Raw genomic sequence first — 20,167 nt, forward strand, 5'->3', positions numbered from 1 at the left:
ACAAAACAATGGGTCACACCCTTGAAGCCGGGCAGCAATGCCCGGCTTTTTTATGCTGCATCACAGATTGGAGACCGGTTAATGCCTACCTTATGATGGTTTGCGTTGGCGCTCTAAGGCCGGCCGCGTGGTTTCACCGTAGCACTGGCGATACCGATACCCAAGTGAGTTCGCAATCTCCGCTCCATGTGCTGATTCTTGAGGACGACGATCTGCTGCGCGATCGCGTGCTCGTCCCGCACTTGCGGCAGTTTGGTTTTCATGTGGAAGCGATCGGCCGCGCGTCGGAGCTTGACGCCAGGCTGCATCAGCCACTGCCGGATATCGTGGTGCTGGACATCGGCCTGCCCGACCTGGATGGCTTCGAAGTCGCACGCATGTTGCGCGCGAAGGTCGCCGAAATCGGCATCGTCATGCTTACTGCGCGCGCCGAACCGCATTATCAGGTGCGCGGTTTGTCGGAAGGCGCCGATGCCTATCTGGCCAAGCCGGTGGATATCGATGTGCTGGCGGCAACGCTTTACAGTCTCGCCCGACGACTGCACCCGGCATCGCCCGCGTCCATCGATCACAGCTGGCGCCTGGGCGCCGAGGGCTGGTGTTTACTGTCTCCCGAAGGGCAACCGGTGGCGCTCAGCCAGCTCGAAAGCCGCCTGCTGGCGCCGTTGATCGAGAACCCCAATCGCGTCATCTCGCGTGAAGCATTGATCCAGGCGGTGACGACCAACATCCACGCGTACGATCCGCATCGCCTGGATACGCTGGTGCATCGCATCCGCAAGAAAGTGATGCGCGTGCTGGGCACGCCCTTTCCGCTGAACGCGGTGCCGGGCCAGGGTTATGTGCTGGTCTTTCACTGAAGCCGGATCGTCTCATCGCGCTGTCGTGCAGGATGGCGACGCGCGACCTGCTGCACACGGGTCAATAACGTTTCGGGTGCAAACGGTTTGGGCAATCTTTCATTGAGCGCGTGACTGCCCTCACCTGCATCCGCGTCTCGCTCCAGGTAAGCGGAAATCAAAATCGCCGGCACGGACGGATACCGCTCGCGGATACGCGCCAGCAACGTCGAACCGTCGATGTCCGGCATGCGGTGATCGCAGATCAGCACCTGCGGCGCCGATGACGATTCGGCCAAATGCCGCATCGCCTCAGCACCATTGGCCGCTTCGTCCACCACACAACCGCCTTGCGTCAACGCGGAACTCAGCAATGTGCGCAGATCGTCATCATCGTCAATCAACCATACACGCAGCGACGCGAGATCGGGTTCCGGTATGCGCGCCGACAGCGTATCCGTTCGGGGTAGGCGCATCCTGATCGCGGTGCCGATACCTGGCGTACTGTCGATTGCGACGGTTCCACCAGCACGATGGATGAGGTCATACACCACGCTCAACCCCAGCCCCGTGCCGAGGCCGACCGGCTTGGTGGTAAAGAACGGTTCGAACGCGTGCTGCACGGCCTCGGCGGACATACCGGCACCGGTATCGCGGATCGTGATGGCGATCTGCCCATCGCCGTCATCCGCCGCGCTGACCACGCATACGCCACCGTGTTCCTGCATCGCGTCGCGTGCGTTGGTGACCAGGTTGAGCAAGGCGAGCTCGAATTGGTTTCGATCAAAATGGATCAACAGCGGCAACGCCGGTGTGGCGATCTCCAGCTTGATGTCCGGCGGCAACAATTGCTGCAGCAGGGGACGCAGTTCGCGCAGTGCCTGAGCGACATCGAACGTCTCCGTCAGGGTGACGCTTCGACGGCTGAAGTTCAGCAGTTTCCTGCACACCGCCGCGCCACGGCGCGCGGCAAGCTCGGTACCTTCGAGCGCGTCCGCCAGCTCGCGGGCGACCGGTGCCATATCCTCGTGCGGCTCGTCCAACCGTTGCCGTGTGCGGGCAAAACCCAGCACGATGCCGAGCACGTTGTGAATATCGTGCGCGATGCCGCTGGCAAGCTTGCCCACGGCATCCATCTTCTGCGCATGCAGCAGCTGTTCCCTGGCGTGCTCTCGCTCGGTGATTTCCTGCTGCAGTTGCTGGTGCTGGCGATGGACCTGCTCGTAGCTTTTGCGCAACGACTGCACGCTCCGATCCAGCACGATCGCTACCGCAAGGTACGCCCACATCGTTCCCGGCAATCCGGCATACAAACCCACCAGGACTTGCGGCAGCGCTGGCGGAAAGAGCGTCTCCACCGTCATGCCGGCAAAGTAGGCAAGCAAGGTGCCCCCATACACGTACCACAGCGCGGACCTGCCCAGCATCAGGCCCGCAATGATCATGGCGACAAAGAAAATCGAATCGTCGCGCGTATCGGTAATGCCGGTCACCCCGAAAAAGACCACGGCCGAAACAATGATGACGCTGAGAAATTGTTTTACCGCCCGCCGAAACAAACCGCGACGAATGAGATAAACGCCGACCCATGCCGACGCGGACATGGCCACATCCGTCGCCAGGTCGACAATGAAGGGAATGCTCGTGCCTCGGAGCTCATGGCTGTGAGCGGTGATAAGCAGATGCAGATTCGCGTGCGAAAGAATGTACAGCTTGTTCAACGGCTGCATGCAGCCGTAAAACGCGAAAAAGAACTGCATGAAAAAGGCGTTGCTGCGATCGACCGGATCGTCGACCGGCACCTTCGCCAACCACGCCAACGCGCGCTTCAACAGACCGCGCCCCGCACCCACCACTGCGCTGTGTGACATCACTTATCGCCCCGACCCATCACCGGCATGAACAACCAACAGGTAATGCGGCCCCCTTCCGCCACGCCGGCATACTACTCCAGCATCACCATCAAGCGATGGCCATGGCTTGGCGCTGAGACGCAAGGCACGGAACGTGCCTGACGGGCAGAGCGAGACCAAAACGCGTCCCTATTTCGAATTTCCTTGTGCCGCAACGATTTAGACGTCTAAATGTGGCCGTGAGCGGATACGAGCCGCACCGCTACGCGTGCCATGACGCGTATGCACCCAGCGCTGCCGCGCGCGACGCTTGCAGATTGAGCATGGGCGGTAGATAACCGGTGCGCTGGGCGACAGACGCATCCTTCCAGGGTTCGTGCAGGAGATCGTTCGGCAGTTGCGCCAACTCCGGCAGCCAGCGGCGCAGATAGGTACCGTCCGGGTCGAACTTCTGCGCCTGGCTGACCGGATTGAAGATGCGAAAGTAAGGCGCGGCATCGGCGCCGCACCCGGCCACCCATTGCCACCCCAACGTATTGTTGGCCAGATCCGCATCCACCAAGGTATCCCAGAACCAGCGCGCGCCATGCAGCCAGTGCTGCCGCAGATTCTTGGTGAGCAGGCTCGCGACCACCATGCGCACCCGGTTGTGCATCCAACCCGTCTGCCAGAGCTCGCGCATGCCGGCATCCACCAGCGGAATGCCCGTGCGTCCTTGCTGCCATCGACGCAATAGCGCGTCATCATCGGGCGCCCAGGGGAAGTCGGCAAAGCGCGGGTTGAAGCTCTCCACGGGTGTGCGGGGGAAGTGATAGAGCAGATGGTAGGCAAACTCGCGCCATCCCAGCTCGCGCAAGTAGGGCTCGATGTCGGGACGTCGACGCGTATCGATGCGTTGCGCGTGACGATGCAGCGCATGAAAAATCTGCTGCGGTGAAATCTCTCCAAAATGCAGATGTGGAGATAGTCGGGACGTGCCATGCCGGGCGGGACGATCTCGCGCTGCCGCGTAATCGCGCAAGGCGTCGTCGCAGAACAGCTCCAGCATGTCCCAGGCGCCCCGTTCACCCGGACACCAGGATTCGCCGAAGGCTTTGTACCAAGGGATGCGCGGCAGAAGTTCGAAGGCTTCCAATGGCGCGCTTCCGGGAATGTCCGCCCATTCCACGCCCGTCGGTTCCGGCAAAGGCTCTACAACGCTGAGCGTGGGACGGACGCTGCGCCAATACGGCGTAAAGACCCGATAGGGTGCATCTTGTTTGGTTTGCACTTGCCAGGGTTCGCGCCACAGCGTGGCCGAATAGCTGTGCACCTCGATACCCTGCTCCCGCAGCGCTTGCTTGACATGCGTATCGCGCGCGATGGCGGCCGGTTCGTAACGGCGATTCCAGTAAACCGCCCTGGTACCGCTGTGCTCGATGACATCGCGCAAGGATGGCAGTGTGTTGCCCTTGCAAAGATGCAGTTGACCGCCGCGCTCGCGCAACTGCTCATGCAACGCGCGAAGAGAATGATGCAGCCACCATCGACTGGCACCGCCCAGTTGCCAGGGTGCATCCTCATTCTCCGTATGAATATACAAGGGCAGAACACGCGAATGGGATGCGTACGCTGCGGAAAGCGCGGGATTATCGTTCAACCGCAAATCGCGGCGAAACAACACGATTGCGGTAGTCATGCCGGACGTTATTCCATCAGGTGCGCCAGAGAACTACGAGGGCGGGATGACGCAGGCAACGTTGTAGCCCCACTTCTGCGATTTCTCAAACGAGCCGTGCCTCGTTCGCCGATCCGATGCCTGCAATCACGATAGCACTATCGTTTGTCGAACGCCGATGAGGGCCACCCCAAGGCAAGCGCGTTTTTCACCAACGCGCGCACTACCAATGCAGGTGTTGGCTCAACCAGGCGTCGAAGAGTTCAAAGCGCAAGGCCTTCACGTGATTGGACTGCGGTACCCACGCCGTTCCGATACCGCAGACATCGAGGATCGGCTTGAACGGTGTGCCTCTTACCGCAAACACGGGACCACCGCTCATGCCACGCGCACCGTCAGGAAGTGCCCATTGGGTCGGTTTCAGGTCAGAGGTATGCAATCTGTCCGGTTCGACCGGAAAGTACACAAAGGGACTCGCATCGTCTATTGATTCCAGCGAATGTTTCGCAAAGGTGGCTATCCGCTGGTGAGGGCGTATTTCGCGCCCCGTATAGGTCTTGTTTTTAGTCCATGGAAATCCGGTGAATGCATAGAGCCTGTCTTCCGGAAAATTCGGGCACACCTGCTTTTCATCGAAGAAAGTAACGTGCGCGTAGGTCTGCGAGGGTTGTTTCCACAGTGGCGCAACCGCGATATCCAACTCCTTTTGGTGGAAGAATTCCAATTTGGATAGATGGATCATCGCCTTGCGTCCACGCGTCAAAAGACCGGCACCACGACCCCGTTGAATGCTGTCAATGACATCCTCAAGCACATGCCCCGCCGTAACAAGGAACGGCCATCCGTGCCGGGAATAGAAGAAAGCCGTGCCAAAGCCCTCGATTCGCTGCCCTGGCATCACGCGCACGGCCATCGCCACGGAGCTACTACATGCGTCTATCGCCGCATCAATCTGCCGATACCATTGCTGGAGTAGCGCGTCTGCGCCCGCGGGCAAAGCCGATTCATCCGTCCCAATGCGCGTAAGCTTCATAAGTGGATCCCTCGTCACTGTGACTGGCTATGTCGAGGGTATTAACCTCGTTGCCGACATCTGCGATAGCTTTAAGATGCCACAGGAGGCGCTGGATGCGGTACGACGTACATGCGATTATTTCATGGCATGTATGACGGCGTAGCTGAAGTCTTCGCCTGCTGACCTCCACGTGAGCGAGGTCCACGGCTGAAGTGCCTGTGCAGCTGAGGGGTTCGAATCTCGTACTTTCTCTAGGCGCCGCTTTCTTTATCCATCGCTCACTTGAAAAGTCTTCGAGAACCTCTTGCGCGCACGGGCGTGAGCTATTCGCCGGAGACGCCCGTGAAAGCCATGAACGCGAGAGCACACACCGACATGTGCAAGGAGCTCGCAGAGAGTCGTCGGTGCCTGGAGATTCACCATTATGTATACACCGCGCTTCATTCGATGCTCGCCTTTGTGGAACGATGAGCAGGGCGCCAAGCTGTACACCATTTCAGTGATGAACGCGCCCGTCGACATGGGGCCGTTCCTCGACCGCCTGGTGGTCGTCAAGGCCGATCGCGACATTGATTGGGCTGGAACCGCTCATTTCGCAATCTTCCACCAGGGCATTGCGTTTCCTTACTGCGTGCTGTGTTGGTGGGGCAACGACAACGAGCTATTTACTTCCGTATCCGTGCGTGTCGGCAAGGGGTGGGTAGAGCGGCCCGAGCGCTATTCGTTCTGCTTATACGACATGGAGGTTTTTTGGGTCGAGCGAACCGTGTATATCGAAACCATGTATGGCGAGCATCCTGACCTGCTGGCCTATCGGCAGGCACTGAGGCAGGATTGGTTATCTCCATCTCAACCGGACAGCGTGCCCGGCAAGCACATGACCTGATCCTTTGCTCGCACCTGCATGCAGACGAAACAAATAAACAAAACCCTGCAACACGCCGAAGGGTTTTGTTTATTTGTGCCAGCCCGCGCCATCGCGGTTTCGGCTGGCCGTGGTCAATCGTGAATTTCGGCCGGAGAGGCCAAGGTGCTCAATCCGTCGGGCGTTACGTTGCTTGGCGCCTAATATTGGGTGTTCAAGTCGACTGTCGCGTGACTGCCGCATCGATCGTTGTCTGCTTCCCACCCAGAACGACTTTTAAACAAAGCGTAACGACTTCAGAGGTATTTGAATGTACGAGGACAAATGGCGCCGTTTACGGGCATGGACTTATGTATCGAGGGCAATCTTTATTCTCGGCATTCCAGTCGCCTTTCTCTTTAGTTCTCCTCTTCTTAAAGCATTCGACGGCTATTTTTTTCTGTGCTGGTTTGTAGCCTTCGCCGGCGCGAGCTCGGTCGCGGCATCATTCCGATGCCCTCGGTGCGGAAATCCTTTTTTTAAGCCCAACTTTCTCGCTTATAGCGGGTTTTCACGGAAATGCGTGCATTGCGGCTTGCCCCAATGGTCGGATGGCGGCCATGGTAGTGCCCGTGCTTGATCGATCTTAGAAGGTGTTTGAGCGATTTCGAACGGAATCGTCGACGCGAAGATAGGGAGTGAACGCGGCGGCCCTCTCAATGCTTCGATGAAACATCCGCACCCCTCTTGCTTCGACAAACCTCCTCCAGCACACCGCGAAGCTGGAAGCTCATCTCTCCAAAAAGCTGCCCTAGCAACACACGGCGGATAAGCAGCATGGCGCTGTCCTCGTCGACGGTTGGCGCGGTGCCGGCCAGTTGGGCCATCAGCAGAAGCTTGTCGCAGATGACGCAGAGGTCGTCGAAGTGGTCTTGGGATAGCGCGTAGGTTTTGGGGTTTAGCACGTCGTGCAGGGTGCTGGTCATGGGCGTACTCCATTGCGTTAAGTCACGCCACGTATTGCGCGTGGCGTGAAGGGTTTGCAGGAAAAATCCTGCATGTAGGCGCGGAAGGATCCGATTCCGTTTCTACGAAAACCCTGAGTGGCCCGACGCCGCGCAGCATGCAGGGCGGTGAAGTGGTGTAAATCTCGGCGTGGTGGGAGCACGCGGGTGCGTGCGTGCCGTATGATCGGGAGTAACCATTATCGACTGCTCTCTAGTTGGTTGTGGCCAGCGGGTCGTTTGAGTTGCTGCTCAGGCGATCCGCGCACTTCACTCATGTCGGGCGTGTCGGTGTCATCCACGCGGATGGACACGCCCGACTTTCGCACCATCGCACATTTGCGACATGCTTATCTGTCAGTGCAAGCAGACTGGTGTTGACGGTATCGCTGACGATGTTTGGTTGTTACGTGGAAGACACCGCCAACCGCGTGGCATCAATGCATGAATTTTTCGAGCGTGAGTTGCGCTGCCTGCTCAAATGATTGAGCGACGCGGTCCACATCCGGGCCGGCTTCGGCTGGCTCTTGAATCTCCAGGATGTGCGGAAGCAGTACGGCGATAAGGGTCACGTCGGTAAAGCGCCGCCGCATTTCCTGCGCCATGGCCTCTGACGATTCGCGCCCTTTGGGTCCTGGCGCGTTGACGATGTGGAGCATGGACACTGCATTGGGCGTGGCTTCCGGATGGCTTTCCGCGGCGAAGTCTTCAACATCTTTCATGGAGATGTGGCGCGCGTCGATGCTGAGATGGCGCAGGATGCGCACAAGTATTTCGGTGGCGACATCGTCGTAGCTGCTGCCGCTGCCCAGGCATAGCACGATGGAACCCGGAGCCACGGCGAGCGGCCCCTGCCAACGGCCGGCGGAGTGCTCGCGCTGCTGGCGCAGGTAACGGCCGAGGTTGTCTTCATCCAACACGGAGGTGGAACGGCGCCAGCGCGGTTGTGAGGATGATTCCCTGCCCAGCGTTTCGATCACGCGCACGACGGCGGTCCGTGCTTTAAGCAACTGTTGCGGGCCGATGGCTTTTTGCGCCAGATCCATCTGCGCCAGTTGCAACGCGGGCAGCAGTACGGCGTCGCAATAGCGGGCAAACGAGCGTTGTCTCAAAAAGATGCGGGCGGACGCGATGATTTCGTCGGCATCGCCGGACAATGCGCGTTGGTAGAAGCGCTGCGGCAGCGTCAATGCGGGTGCATCGCCGAGCAGAATGCCGAGCACGTTGAACGCTTTGACATGTCGCCCCATCACCACCAGGCAGAGTGTCAACGGCGTGGACAGCACCAGGCCCATCGGCCCCCACAGCCAGCTCCAGAAAATCGCCGCAATCACCACGGCAAGCGGTGACAGGCCGGTCGCGTGGCCATAGAGCTGCGGCTCCACCCATTGGCTCACCACCACTTCGACCACGGCGAAGAGTGCGAGCGTCATGAACAGCAGCGACCACCCCGGCGTCACGGCCGCCGCAAGCAAGCCGGCCAGCAGCGCGGCGAGCCACACGCCCACATACGGCACAAAGCGCAGCACCGCGGTGAGCGCGCCCCATAGCAAGGCGTTGGGAAGCCCAATGGCGGCCAGGCCCAGCCATATCAGCAAGCCCACGCCCACATTCACCGCAAACTGCGAGACGAAGAAGCGCGAAAGACGCTCGCCGCCGTCGTTGATCGCCACGGTGGTGGCGCGCAGATCCGCGCCGCCAATGACGCGGATAAAGCGATCGCGCAACGATTCGTATTCGAGCAGCACGAAGACCAGCACCACCAGCACGATGCCGGCGGTCTCCAGCGGGCTCCACAACGAGGACAGCACCCGCTTTACCGCGTCCCACGGGCTGGACAGCACCGGCGTGGAGGGGACATAGGCCGGCACGGCTGTCTCCTGCGCTTGCCCGGCGCTGCTTGCACTCAGCGCGTTGATCACTCTGCCCGCTTCCCCGCGCATCGCCTGCACGTGCGCCACGGTGACGTCATGCAAGAACTGCAGCTTGGCTTGTACGGTGCGTTCGTACTGGGGAAGGCTTTCGGCCAGATGCACGATCTGCGAGCCGATCACCGTCATGAGCCCGGCGGCGACGGTAGCCAGCAGCAGCACGGCAACGAGTACGGCGTAGGCATGCCCTATCCGCAATTTCTGCAGCAGGCGCACGAACGGCGCCATCAGCAGGCCCAGGATCAAGGCCAGGATGACCGGCACCAGCACGTCTTTGCCGAAATACAACAAGGCGAGCACCACGCCGATGGCGACCACGTTCAAGGCGCGCTGGCTTGTTGGTGTGACCGGCTGCGTATCTAACATGAGTGCCTTGGCCTTGAAGGTAGCTGACGTGGCAGATGGTAAAGCCGCGAACAAAGCTTCGCATGGCTTATCGCCTGAGCGCGGCAGCGTTTGGGTCGCTGCGCCGCATAAGCGCGCATGCGCTGGCACGGATTTTCGTGCACGCACGCATGGCACCAAGCTTGCTTATTTACCTCATTGGGATGCTCACGCGACGGAAAACCGTCGCCAGCCACGTCTTTTTGACGCGGTACCACCCGCCATGAGGAGTGCGATGATGTCATCGACCGCCATGCAACAACGTGCCCGCCGCATCGGTTTGGCCATGCCGGCCATGCTCGTGCCTGTGGACGGCCGCGCATGAACGCGATCAGCCGCATTCCGTTGCTGGTGGCGCAGCTGCCCGACACCGACGCGTTGCTGCCGTATCTGCGGGAGATCGACGCCAATCGCTGGTACACCAATTTTGGCCCACTGGTCACACGGCTGGAGCAGCGTTTTGCGGCCAGCTTTGCGCCGCCGCCCGGCGCGCCCTCCGCCATTACAGCCGCCAGCGGCACCGCCGGGCTGGAGCTGGTGCTCGGCGCGTTGGAACTGCCGACCGATGCGAAGGTGTTGCTGCCCGCACTGACTTTCGTCGCGACGGCCACGGCGGTGATCCGCTCGGGCTATCGCCCGTTGATCGGTGATGTGGATGCATCGAGCTGGTTACTCACGCCGGAGACCGCGCGCGAGTATGCCGCGCGCCATCGCGTGGATGCGGTGATGCCGGTGGCCACGTTCGGCAATCCGCAGGATGTGGAAGCGTGGGATGCGTTTGTCGCCGACACCGGCATACCGGTGGTGATCGACGCTGCAGGCGCCTACGGCAATCAACGCGTGGGGCGTCGCTGCCATGTGGTTTTCAGCCTCCACGCGACCAAGGCGCTGGCGGCCGGGGAAGGTGGCGTGGTGGTGAGTTATGACCATGCGCTGGCCAAGCGCGTGCGCCGGCTCAGCAATTTCGGCATCGACCTGGAACAAGGCAGCCAGGTGTTCGTGGCGGGCGAAAACGGCAAGCTCAGCGAATACCATGCGGCCGTTGCGCATGCCGCACTGGATCAATGGCCGGTGGTTGCCGCGCGGCGACGTGCGGTGCAGGCGCGCTATCAGCATCTGTTGAATCTGCACTGCCCCGATCTGCGTTTGCAGCGCCGGGCGGCGGATGGCATCTACCCGATTCTGGTGGTGCTGCTCCCAGAAGGTTTGCACGCACGCGATCTGCAACCGGAATTGCTTTGGCGCGGCATCGAAACACGCCAGTGGTACTGCCCTACGCTCGACCAGCACCCGGCGTTTTCCGCCTATGTCGGCGGTCCGTTGCCGGTGGCGCATGATCTGGCCGAACGCCTGCTCGGTTTGCCGTTTTTCGTGGATATCGATGAGCTGCAGATGCATCGCGTCTGCCAGGCGATGGCCGAACTCACCCATCAGGTGCACGCATGAGCCTGCTCGATGCGGGACAGCTCGGCTTTCGGCAGCGCGGCCGCAATGTGCGCATTTATGCCGGCGCCAGGATCATCGGTGCGGAATTCATCACGCTGGGCGACAACATCATCATCGATGATTTTGTTTTTATCTATGCAAGCGGGCCGACGGTCATCGGAAGCCACGTGCACATCGCCTCGTTTTGTTCGCTGGTCGGTGGCGGCGAATTACGCGTGGGTGATTTCTGTTCGTTGTCATCGGGCGTGCGCGTGCTCACCGGCTCGGATGATTTTCACGGCGGTGGTTTGACTAATTCGACCATTCCGGCTGAGTTTCGGCATGTGTCGCGCTCGTTCGTGCATATTGGCCGACACAGCATGGTCGGTACCAATACAGTAGTGCTACCCGGCACGCGCATCGGCGAGGGCGCAGCGATTGGCGCCGGCAGCCTGGTCAACCGCGATCTTGCACCATGGGGAATCTATATCGGCAGCCCGGCGCGGCGGATTCGCGAGCGGCCGAGCGAGCCGATCCTGGCGCAGGAAGCTTTATTGCAGGCTGCGCATCCCTTTCAGTGCGTGGCGTGAATGCTGTGCGTGGTGACGCTGATGTCTCCCTTGTTTGCGCACGCGTGCGCGGCGGTCCCTATGGACACGGAATACCGCAATGATTGACGACACGTCCATCGAAAAAAATCACGCCACCTTTCGGCAAATGGTCGCCGATGTGGAAGCGGCCATTGCGTGCGCTGACTGGAATCAAGCGATCTATCTGTCCGGCGTGGCCGCGCGATGGGCATGGCTCAACAGTTGCGGCATCTTCGCATCGCCGGAACTGGAAGCACTGCTGACACGCATTGGCAGCGCGCTGCCCGATCATGACGCGTGCCGTCGTGGCGAAGGCAAGCGCCATGTCGTCACGGTGATGAGCAGTGCGCATGATTCCGGTGGCCATACGCGTTTGGCAACGCGCTGGATGGCATTGGATAAAGCGTCACGTCATACGCTGGTGTTGATCCTGCAGGATGGGATTGAGCTGCCCTCCCTGGTGACCGATCTGGTCGCCGAGGGCACGGTCGAGCTGGTGGTGCTCGACGACGATTCCTACGTCGATCGCGTACTGCATCTGCGAAAACTGCTTGCGCAAAGCGACTACGCGGTGTTGCACATCCGCCCGAATGACGCGATTGCGGTCGCCGCGCTTGCGGGCATGGCGGAGCCGCCGCCGGTGCTTTTGGAGGATCACGCCAATCATTGTTTCTGGATCGGTGCAAGCGTCGCCAATGTCGTGGTCTCGCTACACGAATCCGGCATCCGGGTCGCCACCGATCGACGCGGCGTGCCGCGCGCGCATATCAACTGGGTGCCGATGCCGCTGGACTACGCCAAGCTGGATCGCGCCGGTTCGAATGATGTTCGCGCGCGTCGTGGCATCCCGCATGACGCCGTGCTGCTGATGTCCTCGGGCGCGCCCTATAAATTCATTCCCATCGACGACATATCGCTATCGGATCTGCTGGAACCTATCCTGACGGCGCGGCCAGACGTGCATCTTCTGGTGGTCGGTCCAGACGCCGATCCGGCCAACACGCATCTTGCCCAACGCTATCCGCAGCGCGTGCACATGGTCGGCTTTCTCAACGAAGCCGCGCTGACGGATTGCTATAACGCCTGCGACATTTATTTGGAGTCGGCACCCTTCCCCTCCGGCACTGCGTTGGCGGAAGCGGCAGCGGTGGGTCGACCCATCCTGAAGTTTTCTCCTGCCCAATGGCGTCGCTGCAGTTTTGCGGTGGATATCGATGCGGTACCCGCGCCTGCCTACATATGGTCGGACAAGGAGGGTTATCGCCAAGACCTGCTGTATCTGATCGATCATCCCGAGCAACGCGTGGTGCGCGGGCACTTCGCACGCGCATCGGTGCGCGCGTGCCACGGTGATGCGATGTTCCTGTCGACGCTCGAAGCGGCCTACGCATGCGCGACGCACTTGCCGCGCATCACGCTCGACGCCGCGGCCTGCGCGCAACGCACGGAACTGCTCGATACGCTTCTGCTCAAGATGGCGAAGAACGCCGAGGAGCCAAAAAACGAAGCATTGGCGTTATTTAGCACGATGCGCGCTTCGACACCGCAGGAGCGATACACCAATTGGCTGGCCATGCAGCGCCTGCACGCATCGCAAATCAAGCTGTTGCAGCCGACGCTACGCGAACACGATCGGGTGCACGTCGTTGTACTGGACCTCGACGACGATACAGCGGCGCTGGCCGAGACCTCGCGCAGTCTTGGCGAACAGTCGCTCGCAGCCTGCGATATACACGTGCTGAAGCGCGGTGATTGTGCGCCGGTGCACGAGGGCACCGAACCTGACTGGATTACACCTTTCAACGTGCTGGCAAGCGCCAGCCGCGCGGAGGTTCTGCTTACGTTGCGCGCAGGCGACACGTTGAGTGCTGATGCATTGCTGTTGCTGGCCATGCGGTTTATGGAGCAGCCTTCCATCGCGTGTTGCTACATGGATGAGGATGCTCACGTCGAGGATGGCCTCTTTCATCCGGTCTTCAAACCTGACCTCAACCTCGATCTGCTGCGCAGCTATCCGTACATCGGACGTGCACTGGCCGTTCGGGGCACGGCGCTGCTTTTGCTGGGCGGCCTAGCCACAGCGCACCCTGCGCTGAGTCATTACGATTTCGTCCTCCGTGTCATCGAGCAGTGTGGGCTTGAAGCGGTCGGGCATCTGGCGGAGGTAACGGTGCATGCGCGGCTTTCCTACGCCGCATGGCTGGGCAGCCCTGCCGTCACCGCGCATGCGGCCACGGTCGTGTCCGCACATCTTCAACGCCTTGGCATCGCCCACGCGATGCAGCCGGGTGTGTTGCCAGGCTTCAATCGCGTGCGCTATCTGCATCATCGAACGCCGCCGGTGTCGATCATCATACCGACGCGCGATCAACTGCCCCTTTTGAATGGCCTGATCGATAGCCTGTTGAACAAGACCGGCTATGCCAACTACGAACTGCTGATCGTCGATAACGACAGCCGCGATCCTGCGGCGCGCGCGTTCCTGGATGGCATTGAACGGCTCAATAGCCCGCAGTTGCGGGTGCTGCGCTATCCGCATCCGTTCAACTATTCGGCCATCAACAATTTCGCCGCTGCGCAGGCGCGCGGCGAATATTTGATCCTGCTCAACAACGATGCGGCGGTGCTGCACAGCGACTGGATCGATGCGTTGCTCAATCACGCGCAGCGGCCGGAAGTGGGCATCGTCGGGGCGAAACTGCATTTTCCCGATGGTCGCATTCAGCATGGCGGTGTTGTGCTGGGGCTGCGTGGCGCGGCCGATCACCCGTTCATCGGTCAGCCGATGGAAGCGCACGGCTACATGCAGCGACTCCAGGTGGATCAGAATTACAGTGCCGTCAGCGCGGCGTGCTTGATGATCCGCAAGTCGATCTACGACCAGGTCGGCGGGCTGGATGAGCACGACTTCAAGCTGGCTTACAACGACATTGACCTATGCCTGAAGGTACGCCAGGCGGGCTATCTCACGGTGTGGACGCCTTATGCGCGTCTCATGCATGTGGGGGGCGCCAGCCGGTCCCATGGCGATGCGCTTGAACAGCCGGGCCCGCAGGAAGCGATGTATCGCAAATGGCTGCCTTTGCTCGCGAATGATCCGGCGTATAACCACAACCTCGATCTGGATGATCAGGGCTTCGATCTCGATCGGCGCCGCATCGTCGCATGGCAGCCTTTTGCCAAGCCGATCAGCCCACGTATGTATTGCGTGGCGGCGGATGCCCATCATCGCGGGCACTATCGCGTGCGCCAACCGTTTCTTTCCATGCAGCGCGCGAGCATCGCCGAAGGCGCCATCGCGGATAAGCCACTCACACCGATCACGATGGAGCGGTTCGGTGCGGACACCATCGTGCTACAGCGACAACTGAGTGATGCGCAGCTCGATAGTATGCGCAGCTACACGGCGTTCAGTCGCGCCTTCAAGGTCTATGAGCTTGACGAATACGTCGCGCAGGCGCCGCTCGATGGCCTCGACGATGCCACGCCCGAAGACATGCGCAGGGCCTTGCACAAAGCCGTGGCACTGACCGATCGCCTGGTCGTTTCCACCGATCGGCTGGCCGAACAGTTCGGCGATCTGCACACCGACATTCGCGTGGTGCCTACGCGACTACCGGTGCATTGGTGGGAAGGTGTTCGCAGCGAGCGGCGCGTCGGTAAAAAGCCGCGTGTCGGCTGGAGCGGCGACGCAGGCGATCGACGCAACCTGGAAGTGATCGCCGATGTCGTGCGCGATCTTGCCGATGAGGTGGAGTGGGTGTTCCTCGGCGCCTGTCCCGACGCGCTTCGTCCGTATATCCACGAATTCCACGAAGGTGTTTCGGCTGCAAGCCATCCAAAGAAACTGGCCTCGCTCAACCTCGACCTTGCGCTCGCGCCACTGGACGAAACGCTATTCAACGAATGCAAGGGCAGCACGCCCCTGCTCGAATACGGCGCATGCGCGATTCCCGTCGTGTGCACCGACATCGTCAGCTACCAGGGACCGTTGCCCGTCACACGCGTCACCAACCGCGACAGCAACTGGCTGGAGGCCATTCGCATGCATCTGGATGATCCGGCTGCCTCCGGCAACGCGGGCGACGCACTGCGCGATGCCGTCGTGAAGGATTGGCTGCTGACGGACGATAAGGCGCTGGCATGGCGAGATGCCTGGTTGCCAGATTGATGATGCGACGTAAAAGCCCCGCCGCATGGGACGGGGCTTGATGCACTACGCAACGTAGAACGAATCAAAACACCTCAAAACGGTGGCGTTAAACCAGTGAAGTCGCCGATCTGCTTGGCATCGTACGGGCCGTTGAGCTGGTTGAAGCCATCGCCTGCCACGTTGAGCTCGCCTTGCTGGAAAACAATCTTCTTTGCTTTGGTGATCTGGATGACGCGATTGTTGAATTGATCGCTGATCAAGGTGTCGCCGTTGCGCAGGCGTACCGCGCGCGTCGGTGCCGGTGACGGATTGCTGCCTGGCTGCGTGTTGGTGGCGTACTGCCAGACGATATGGTCGTTGCCATTGACCTCTACGATGCGGTTGTTGTTGGCGTCGCTGATCAAGGTGTCGCCATTGGGAAGGCGGCTTGCAAAGGCCGCGCCGCTGATCGTTCCGCCAGCGGTAAATTGCTTGACGAGCTTGTGGTCCGTGGTGACCTCGATCACGCGGTTGTTGCTTTCATCGGCAATGAGAATGTGTCCGTTAGCGAGCACCTCCCCACTGTTGGGGCTGTTGAGCTGGTTCGGTCCGTTGCCACTCACGCCGGTGGTGCCATATTGCCAGTCGATGTGGTGATGGGCGCCCACCAGTATCACGCGCTGGTTGCCTTGGTCGGCAATCAGTACATGCGGCCCGGGATGGTGCGGAAAGCTGATGAGAAACAGCGCTTGCACGGGCGTATTCAATTGATTGGGGCCTGCCCCCGTCACGCCGGCCTGGCCGTATTGCCAGATGATGTTGCCGTGCGGGTCGACGATGAACACGCGGTTGTCCGGGCAACCGTTGACGGTATCGGAGCAGCCGGGAAAACCCGGCGGCGTGCCGGTGCCGGAAATCAGCGTGAACGGCCCGAAGCGTTCCGCATCATTGACGCCCACCACGCTGTGCGGGCCGGGCAGATCCGAGCCGTTGCCGAAATGCCAAATCACTTTGTGCGTGGCGCGATCCACTTCGATCACACGATTGTTGAATTGATCGGCGATCAGGATGTGACCGTTATCATCCTGCGCAATGGCTGCCTGCGCATATAAACTGCCGATCGCCGTGCCACCAACGGCCACGGCAACCGCCATGGCATGAACGAGCTTCCTCTTGAGCGGACTGTGTGTCATAGCAAATCCCTCCTTCAAGGGATGTAACGATGCAAGTCGAAGGCGCAAAGGCCTCCGCTCCCCACGAAGCTCATGGGAAGTGCGTGCCGCATGTGCAGCGCGTTCAGGTCAGCGAAACGTAAGCCTCATGGCATCGCCCATCGCCACGCATGCGGAATACTTCAGAACCTGGCATTGCGCGTGGCATTCGTATGCAGCCGGACAAACCCCTGCGGCGGCCAATGCGAATGTGTTCCCACTCCGCTCGAGGATGGACGCCTGCACAGCGATATCGGTGCCTGCCCAATCCGCTCGCTTCGTGCGCATGTCCTTCTTCCTCGCCTGGTACCTCTTTGTACGTACCATGCAAAGGCATTTGGGTTTACATCGTTGCGCAAAAGGCGATTGCCGCGGCGTGAGCGTTCTGTCAACGCCGCGACTGAAACGATGGCCTGGTGTGCGTATGCAGCCACACACACGTTGGCTTATCCTGATCTAACGGAATAGGCGGACGGCTTACTTGATGGCTTCATGCCCGTAACTGAAGATCCGGGTGATTTTCCAGCCATCGGCCGTTTGATGCCAGACAACTAAAAACTTCGCCTGCCCGAAGCATTTGCCGGATGTGAGATCGCAGAATGTGTGATGTCCCTCTTCCAGCGCGCCATATCCCTCGATCGGAAAAACCTCCAAGCTGCCCGCGGTAAGTACGCGGCGGAAGTGACCGCATACGTTTTCGCGCGTCTTGTCGATATAGTCTTTTCGCGTCCAGGTGACGCCGCCTTTGTCGTGGTAGAACTCGACGTTTGGATCCAAAAAGCTTGCATGCTTTTTGAGCTGGTCGGGCGCGCTGCAGTGATTGAATGCGTCGAAGAACGCATTATCCAGCTTTGTTATGGTGCTGACCAAGGCGTCATTCTGGGTGGACGGTTGCGGGTTGGTGGTTGCAGGTGTTGCAGCGCCCGCGTTCGATGCAAGCAGGGCAACGGCAAGGCTCGTTAACAAGCTAATCCCCTTCATTTCTATCTCCATGGTCTCGGCAAGCCGCTATCAGATGTTCTCACTGATACGCTCAGGCTGCTATCGGTTGCAGGTGATGTGCCTCAAACAGCGCTACAGCCGCTGGCACGATGCATGCGGGCCTTTTTCTGTCGAGGTGTTCAGCCAACCACTGGACGAATGAACCGTGCCGGATTGCCTCCGACGAGGCTATGGGGTGGAACATCCTTTGTGACCACTGCGCCGGCAGCGACAACGGCATTCTCTCCCACCGTCACGCCGCCTATGACGGTGGCACCAGCGGCAATCCAGACGTTTCGCTCGATGACGATGCGCTTTCCGATGGTGACGGATCGGCGCTGCGACGGATCCAGCGGGTGGCCCGAGGTGATGATGCTCACGTTCGGCCCGATCATCACATCGTCCGCTATATGCAGGCCGCCAAGATCATAGAAGGTGCAGTTCTGGTTGATGAAGACATTGCGCCCTACGCGGATTTCGTCGCCGCCGGAGGTATAGAACGGCGGGATCAGCATAAAGCTAGGGTCCACCGGTTGACCGATCAACGCGCTAAATAACGCGCGGATTTCATCCGCGTCGTTGAACGTCAAGCGATTGAGTGCAGCCATGATCGTGCCCGCGCGTTTGACATTGGCCACCATCTGCGCCGATTCGGGTGTTCTCCCGTGGATTATCTTGGTGCGATCGTCATTTGGCATTTTTTGTAGACACGCTGGCTGCAGGCTTGGACGGGTTTCATAGTGTCCGCTTCGAGCGCGGATATGCGGAACTCAGTTTTTCGCGCCTTCGGCAGCAAGCACATCGGCAATCTGCTCGGCCAGCAACCAGTGTTGCGACGGCCCTTCGTTGCTGGTCAGCGCCACCGCCGCACCGGTTTCCCAAACCATCTCCAGGTTTGCCGTGGTGCCTTCGATGCCGCCTTGATGGCCGCGGATGTGGCGGCCATGCGAGAGCCGTTCGTCGATGCCGGCTCCCATGGCACCAGGGCCGGCAGGCACTTCGCCACCGAACATCCTCGTCAGCGTTGCTGACTTGAGCAGCTTGCCTGCGTGCAAGGCGTTAGCGAATCGCAGCAGATCGGCATTGGTGGAATAACCGCCACCAGCGGGACTGCCCTTGTAGATGCCCTGCACCCAGTTTGCCTTCCACGTGCGGGAGAACACGCCGTCATCGTGGTAGTAGCCGACCGCAAGCCCGGGCACGATTTCGTCTTCGCTGTCGAAGCCGCTGGATGTCATCTGCGCGGGTTCGAAGACGTGATGCTGGATATAGTCGAAGTAGCTTTCGCCGGAGACGTTCTCGATGATGCGGCCGAGCAGAATGTAGCCGGCGTTGCTGTAGCTCGCCCCCTTACCCGGCTCGCCCACTTTGGGCTGGCGGGCGATCAGCTCCAGATAGTCCGCCGGGTTGACGTAGCGTTCGGCATGCTCGAAATAGTCGGGCACCATGAAATCACCCAGGCCCGCCGTGTGGTGCAGGAGTTCCCATACAGTGATCTTCTTCGCCATCGCCGGGTCGGGATAGTCTGGAACGAGCTTCGCCAGCGTGTCGTTCCACGACAGCTTGCCGGCCTCGACCAGTTGCGCGATGGCGACGGCGGTGAACATCTTGCCGACCGAGCCGACGTGGAATTTCGTCTGGTGATCGATCGGTACATTGAAGCTACGTTCGGCAAGGCCACGGCACTCGTCGAACACGGTTTCGCGGCCATCGAAAACGGTCACGCAACCGGAGAAGTCGGACAGGCTCACCAGTTTGTCCAGTACGGTGCGTATCCGTTTTCCCAGCTCTGCATGCGACACCGGCCCCGTGGGCCAGTCGGCATAAAGCGGATTGTCCATCCCGACCAGGTGCGCATCCGCGAGCTGGTTGGGATGCACCGGATCGGCAGCCAGCCAGAACAGGGCGGCTTGCGCGTTGCGTCGTCCCTTGACGGCGACTTCGAGCAGCCCCGGCTGGTGCGGGTCGGTACGCACGTCGAACACGTCCACGCCACCTTCGTCGCGCACGGCCGACATCAGGCTAGCCATGAAATCCGCCTTGTCGTCGGGGGCGATGGACGCCGCCATGATGGTAGGCACCCATTGCTGCATCCTTGTGGCGTCGTCCCTGTTGATATGGCGGATCAGCGCGCCAGCGATCCTGCCCACCGGTGTATCGGGTAGCTGCGAATGCATCGGTGCAGCGGCCATTGACCGCGATGCGATACAAAGCAGCGTGATGGCTGCACATAACGGGGCGAGCCGGCGCGTGTGAATCGTGGTCCTGACGATAGAGCTGCGGTTGATCATGGAGGATGCT

Annotated in this window: 14 protein-coding genes; 5 read left to right on the forward strand and 9 right to left on the reverse strand. The window is 60.4% G+C overall.

The window, feature by feature from the left end; all coding sequences use genetic code 11:
* Nucleotides 1–164 precede the first annotated feature (164 nt).
* Nucleotides 165–860 carry a response regulator transcription factor gene (locus DWU98_RS16540; protein ID WP_230474881.1) on the forward strand — a complete coding sequence of 232 codons (696 nt, stop codon included), beginning with the start codon at nt 165–167 and terminating at the stop codon, nt 858–860.
* On the opposite strand, the gene DWU98_RS16545 is transcribed toward DWU98_RS16540, so the two are convergent.
* From DWU98_RS16545 to DWU98_RS16555, 3 genes are all read right to left on the reverse strand, one after another.
* Nucleotides 854–2,710, reverse strand: a complete 1,857-nt coding sequence (locus tag DWU98_RS16545; RefSeq protein ID WP_115496672.1) for a hybrid sensor histidine kinase/response regulator — start codon at nt 2,708–2,710, stop codon at nt 854–856. The two genes, DWU98_RS16540 and DWU98_RS16545, sit on opposite strands and share 7 nt — an antisense overlap.
* Before the next feature lie 244 nt (nt 2,711–2,954).
* Nucleotides 2,955–4,370 carry a cryptochrome/photolyase family protein gene (locus DWU98_RS16550; protein ID WP_115496673.1) on the reverse strand — a complete coding sequence of 472 codons (1,416 nt, stop codon included), beginning with the start codon at nt 4,368–4,370 and terminating at the stop codon, nt 2,955–2,957.
* A gap of 202 nt (nt 4,371–4,572) precedes the next feature.
* Nucleotides 4,573–5,382 (reverse strand): trypsin-like peptidase domain-containing protein, encoded by an 810-nt coding sequence (locus tag DWU98_RS16555; protein WP_115496674.1) that lies wholly within the window; start codon nt 5,380–5,382, stop codon nt 4,573–4,575.
* A gap of 406 nt (nt 5,383–5,788) precedes the next feature.
* Between DWU98_RS16555 and DWU98_RS16560 the strand changes: the two genes are divergently transcribed.
* A complete protein-coding gene (locus DWU98_RS16560) occupies nt 5,789–6,250 on the forward strand; it encodes a hypothetical protein (protein ID WP_230474882.1) in 462 nt (153 codons plus the stop codon).
* A gap of 674 nt (nt 6,251–6,924) precedes the next feature.
* Here the strand turns inward: DWU98_RS16560 and DWU98_RS16565 are convergent.
* A complete protein-coding gene (locus DWU98_RS16565; RefSeq protein ID WP_115496675.1) occupies nt 6,925–7,194 on the reverse strand; it encodes an XAC0095 family protein in 270 nt (89 codons plus the stop codon).
* Nucleotides 7,195–7,649: 455 nt separating this feature from the next.
* Nucleotides 7,650–9,509 (reverse strand): AI-2E family transporter, encoded by a 1,860-nt coding sequence (locus DWU98_RS16570; protein ID WP_115496676.1) that lies wholly within the window; start codon nt 9,507–9,509, stop codon nt 7,650–7,652.
* A gap of 339 nt (nt 9,510–9,848) precedes the next feature.
* Here DWU98_RS16570 and DWU98_RS16580 point away from each other — a divergent pair, with 339 nt between their 5' ends.
* From DWU98_RS16580 to DWU98_RS16590, 3 genes are all read left to right on the forward strand, one after another.
* Nucleotides 9,849–10,973 (forward strand): DegT/DnrJ/EryC1/StrS family aminotransferase, encoded by a 1,125-nt coding sequence (locus DWU98_RS16580; RefSeq protein ID WP_115496678.1) that lies wholly within the window; start codon nt 9,849–9,851, stop codon nt 10,971–10,973.
* Nucleotides 10,970–11,542 carry an acyltransferase gene (locus tag DWU98_RS16585; protein WP_115496679.1) on the forward strand — a complete coding sequence of 191 codons (573 nt, stop codon included), beginning with the start codon at nt 10,970–10,972 and terminating at the stop codon, nt 11,540–11,542. Before DWU98_RS16580 ends, DWU98_RS16585 begins: the two co-directional genes overlap by 4 nt.
* A 79-nt stretch (nt 11,543–11,621) precedes the next feature.
* On the forward strand, nt 11,622–15,713 hold the full coding sequence (locus DWU98_RS16590) for a glycosyltransferase (protein WP_115496680.1): 4,092 nt from the start codon (nt 11,622–11,624) through the stop codon (nt 15,711–15,713).
* Between the two features lie 74 nt (nt 15,714–15,787).
* On the opposite strand, the gene DWU98_RS16595 is transcribed toward DWU98_RS16590, so the two are convergent.
* From DWU98_RS16595 to DWU98_RS16615, 4 genes are all read right to left on the reverse strand, one after another.
* Entirely contained in the window at nt 15,788–16,867 is a 1,080-nt protein-coding gene (locus DWU98_RS16595) for an NHL repeat-containing protein (protein ID WP_115496681.1), read from the reverse strand.
* A 495-nt stretch (nt 16,868–17,362) separates the two neighbouring features.
* The gene (locus DWU98_RS16605) at nt 17,363–17,878 is read right to left on the reverse strand and encodes a nuclear transport factor 2 family protein (protein WP_230474883.1); all 516 of its coding nucleotides are present in this window, start codon (nt 17,876–17,878) and stop codon (nt 17,363–17,365) included.
* Nucleotides 17,879–18,006: 128 nt separating this feature from the next.
* Nucleotides 18,007–18,456, reverse strand: a complete 450-nt coding sequence (locus DWU98_RS16610) for a DapH/DapD/GlmU-related protein (RefSeq protein WP_230474884.1) — start codon at nt 18,454–18,456, stop codon at nt 18,007–18,009.
* Between the two features lie 180 nt (nt 18,457–18,636).
* Complete coding sequence (locus tag DWU98_RS16615; protein WP_115496685.1) at nt 18,637–20,058, reverse strand: serine hydrolase domain-containing protein; 1,422 nt, start codon at nt 20,056–20,058, stop codon at nt 18,637–18,639.
* Nucleotides 20,059–20,167: the final 109 nt, after the last annotated feature.

The organism is Dyella monticola (assembly GCF_003363155.1).
In the GTDB taxonomy this organism is placed as follows: Bacteria; Pseudomonadota; Gammaproteobacteria; order Xanthomonadales; family Rhodanobacteraceae; genus Dyella_B; species Dyella_B monticola.

Bases quoted from the DNA above. Each gene is read 5' to 3' on its own strand.
- DWU98_RS16545 (WP_115496672.1), bottom strand. From the start codon at position 2,710: ATGTCACACAGCGCAGTGGTGGGTGCGGGGCGCGGTCTGTTGAAGCGC.
- DWU98_RS16550 (WP_115496673.1), bottom strand. From the start codon at position 4,370: ATGACTACCGCAATCGTGTTGTTTCGCCGCGATTTGCGGTTGAACGAT.
- DWU98_RS16555 (WP_115496674.1), bottom strand. From the start codon at position 5,382: ATGAAGCTTACGCGCATTGGGACGGATGAATCGGCTTTGCCCGCGGGC.
- DWU98_RS16560 (WP_230474882.1), top strand. From the start codon at position 5,789: ATGTATACACCGCGCTTCATTCGATGCTCGCCTTTGTGGAACGATGAG.
- DWU98_RS16565 (WP_115496675.1), bottom strand. From the start codon at position 7,194: ATGACCAGCACCCTGCACGACGTGCTAAACCCCAAAACCTACGCGCTA.
- DWU98_RS16570 (WP_115496676.1), bottom strand. From the start codon at position 9,509: ATGTTAGATACGCAGCCGGTCACACCAACAAGCCAGCGCGCCTTGAAC.
- DWU98_RS16580 (WP_115496678.1), top strand. From the start codon at position 9,849: ATGAACGCGATCAGCCGCATTCCGTTGCTGGTGGCGCAGCTGCCCGAC.
- DWU98_RS16585 (WP_115496679.1), top strand. From the start codon at position 10,970: ATGAGCCTGCTCGATGCGGGACAGCTCGGCTTTCGGCAGCGCGGCCGC.
- DWU98_RS16590 (WP_115496680.1), top strand. From the start codon at position 11,622: ATGATTGACGACACGTCCATCGAAAAAAATCACGCCACCTTTCGGCAA.
- DWU98_RS16595 (WP_115496681.1), bottom strand. From the start codon at position 16,867: ATGACACACAGTCCGCTCAAGAGGAAGCTCGTTCATGCCATGGCGGTT.
- DWU98_RS16605 (WP_230474883.1), bottom strand. From the start codon at position 17,878: ATGGAGATAGAAATGAAGGGGATTAGCTTGTTAACGAGCCTTGCCGTT.
- DWU98_RS16615 (WP_115496685.1), bottom strand. From the start codon at position 20,058: ATGGCCGCTGCACCGATGCATTCGCAGCTACCCGATACACCGGTGGGC.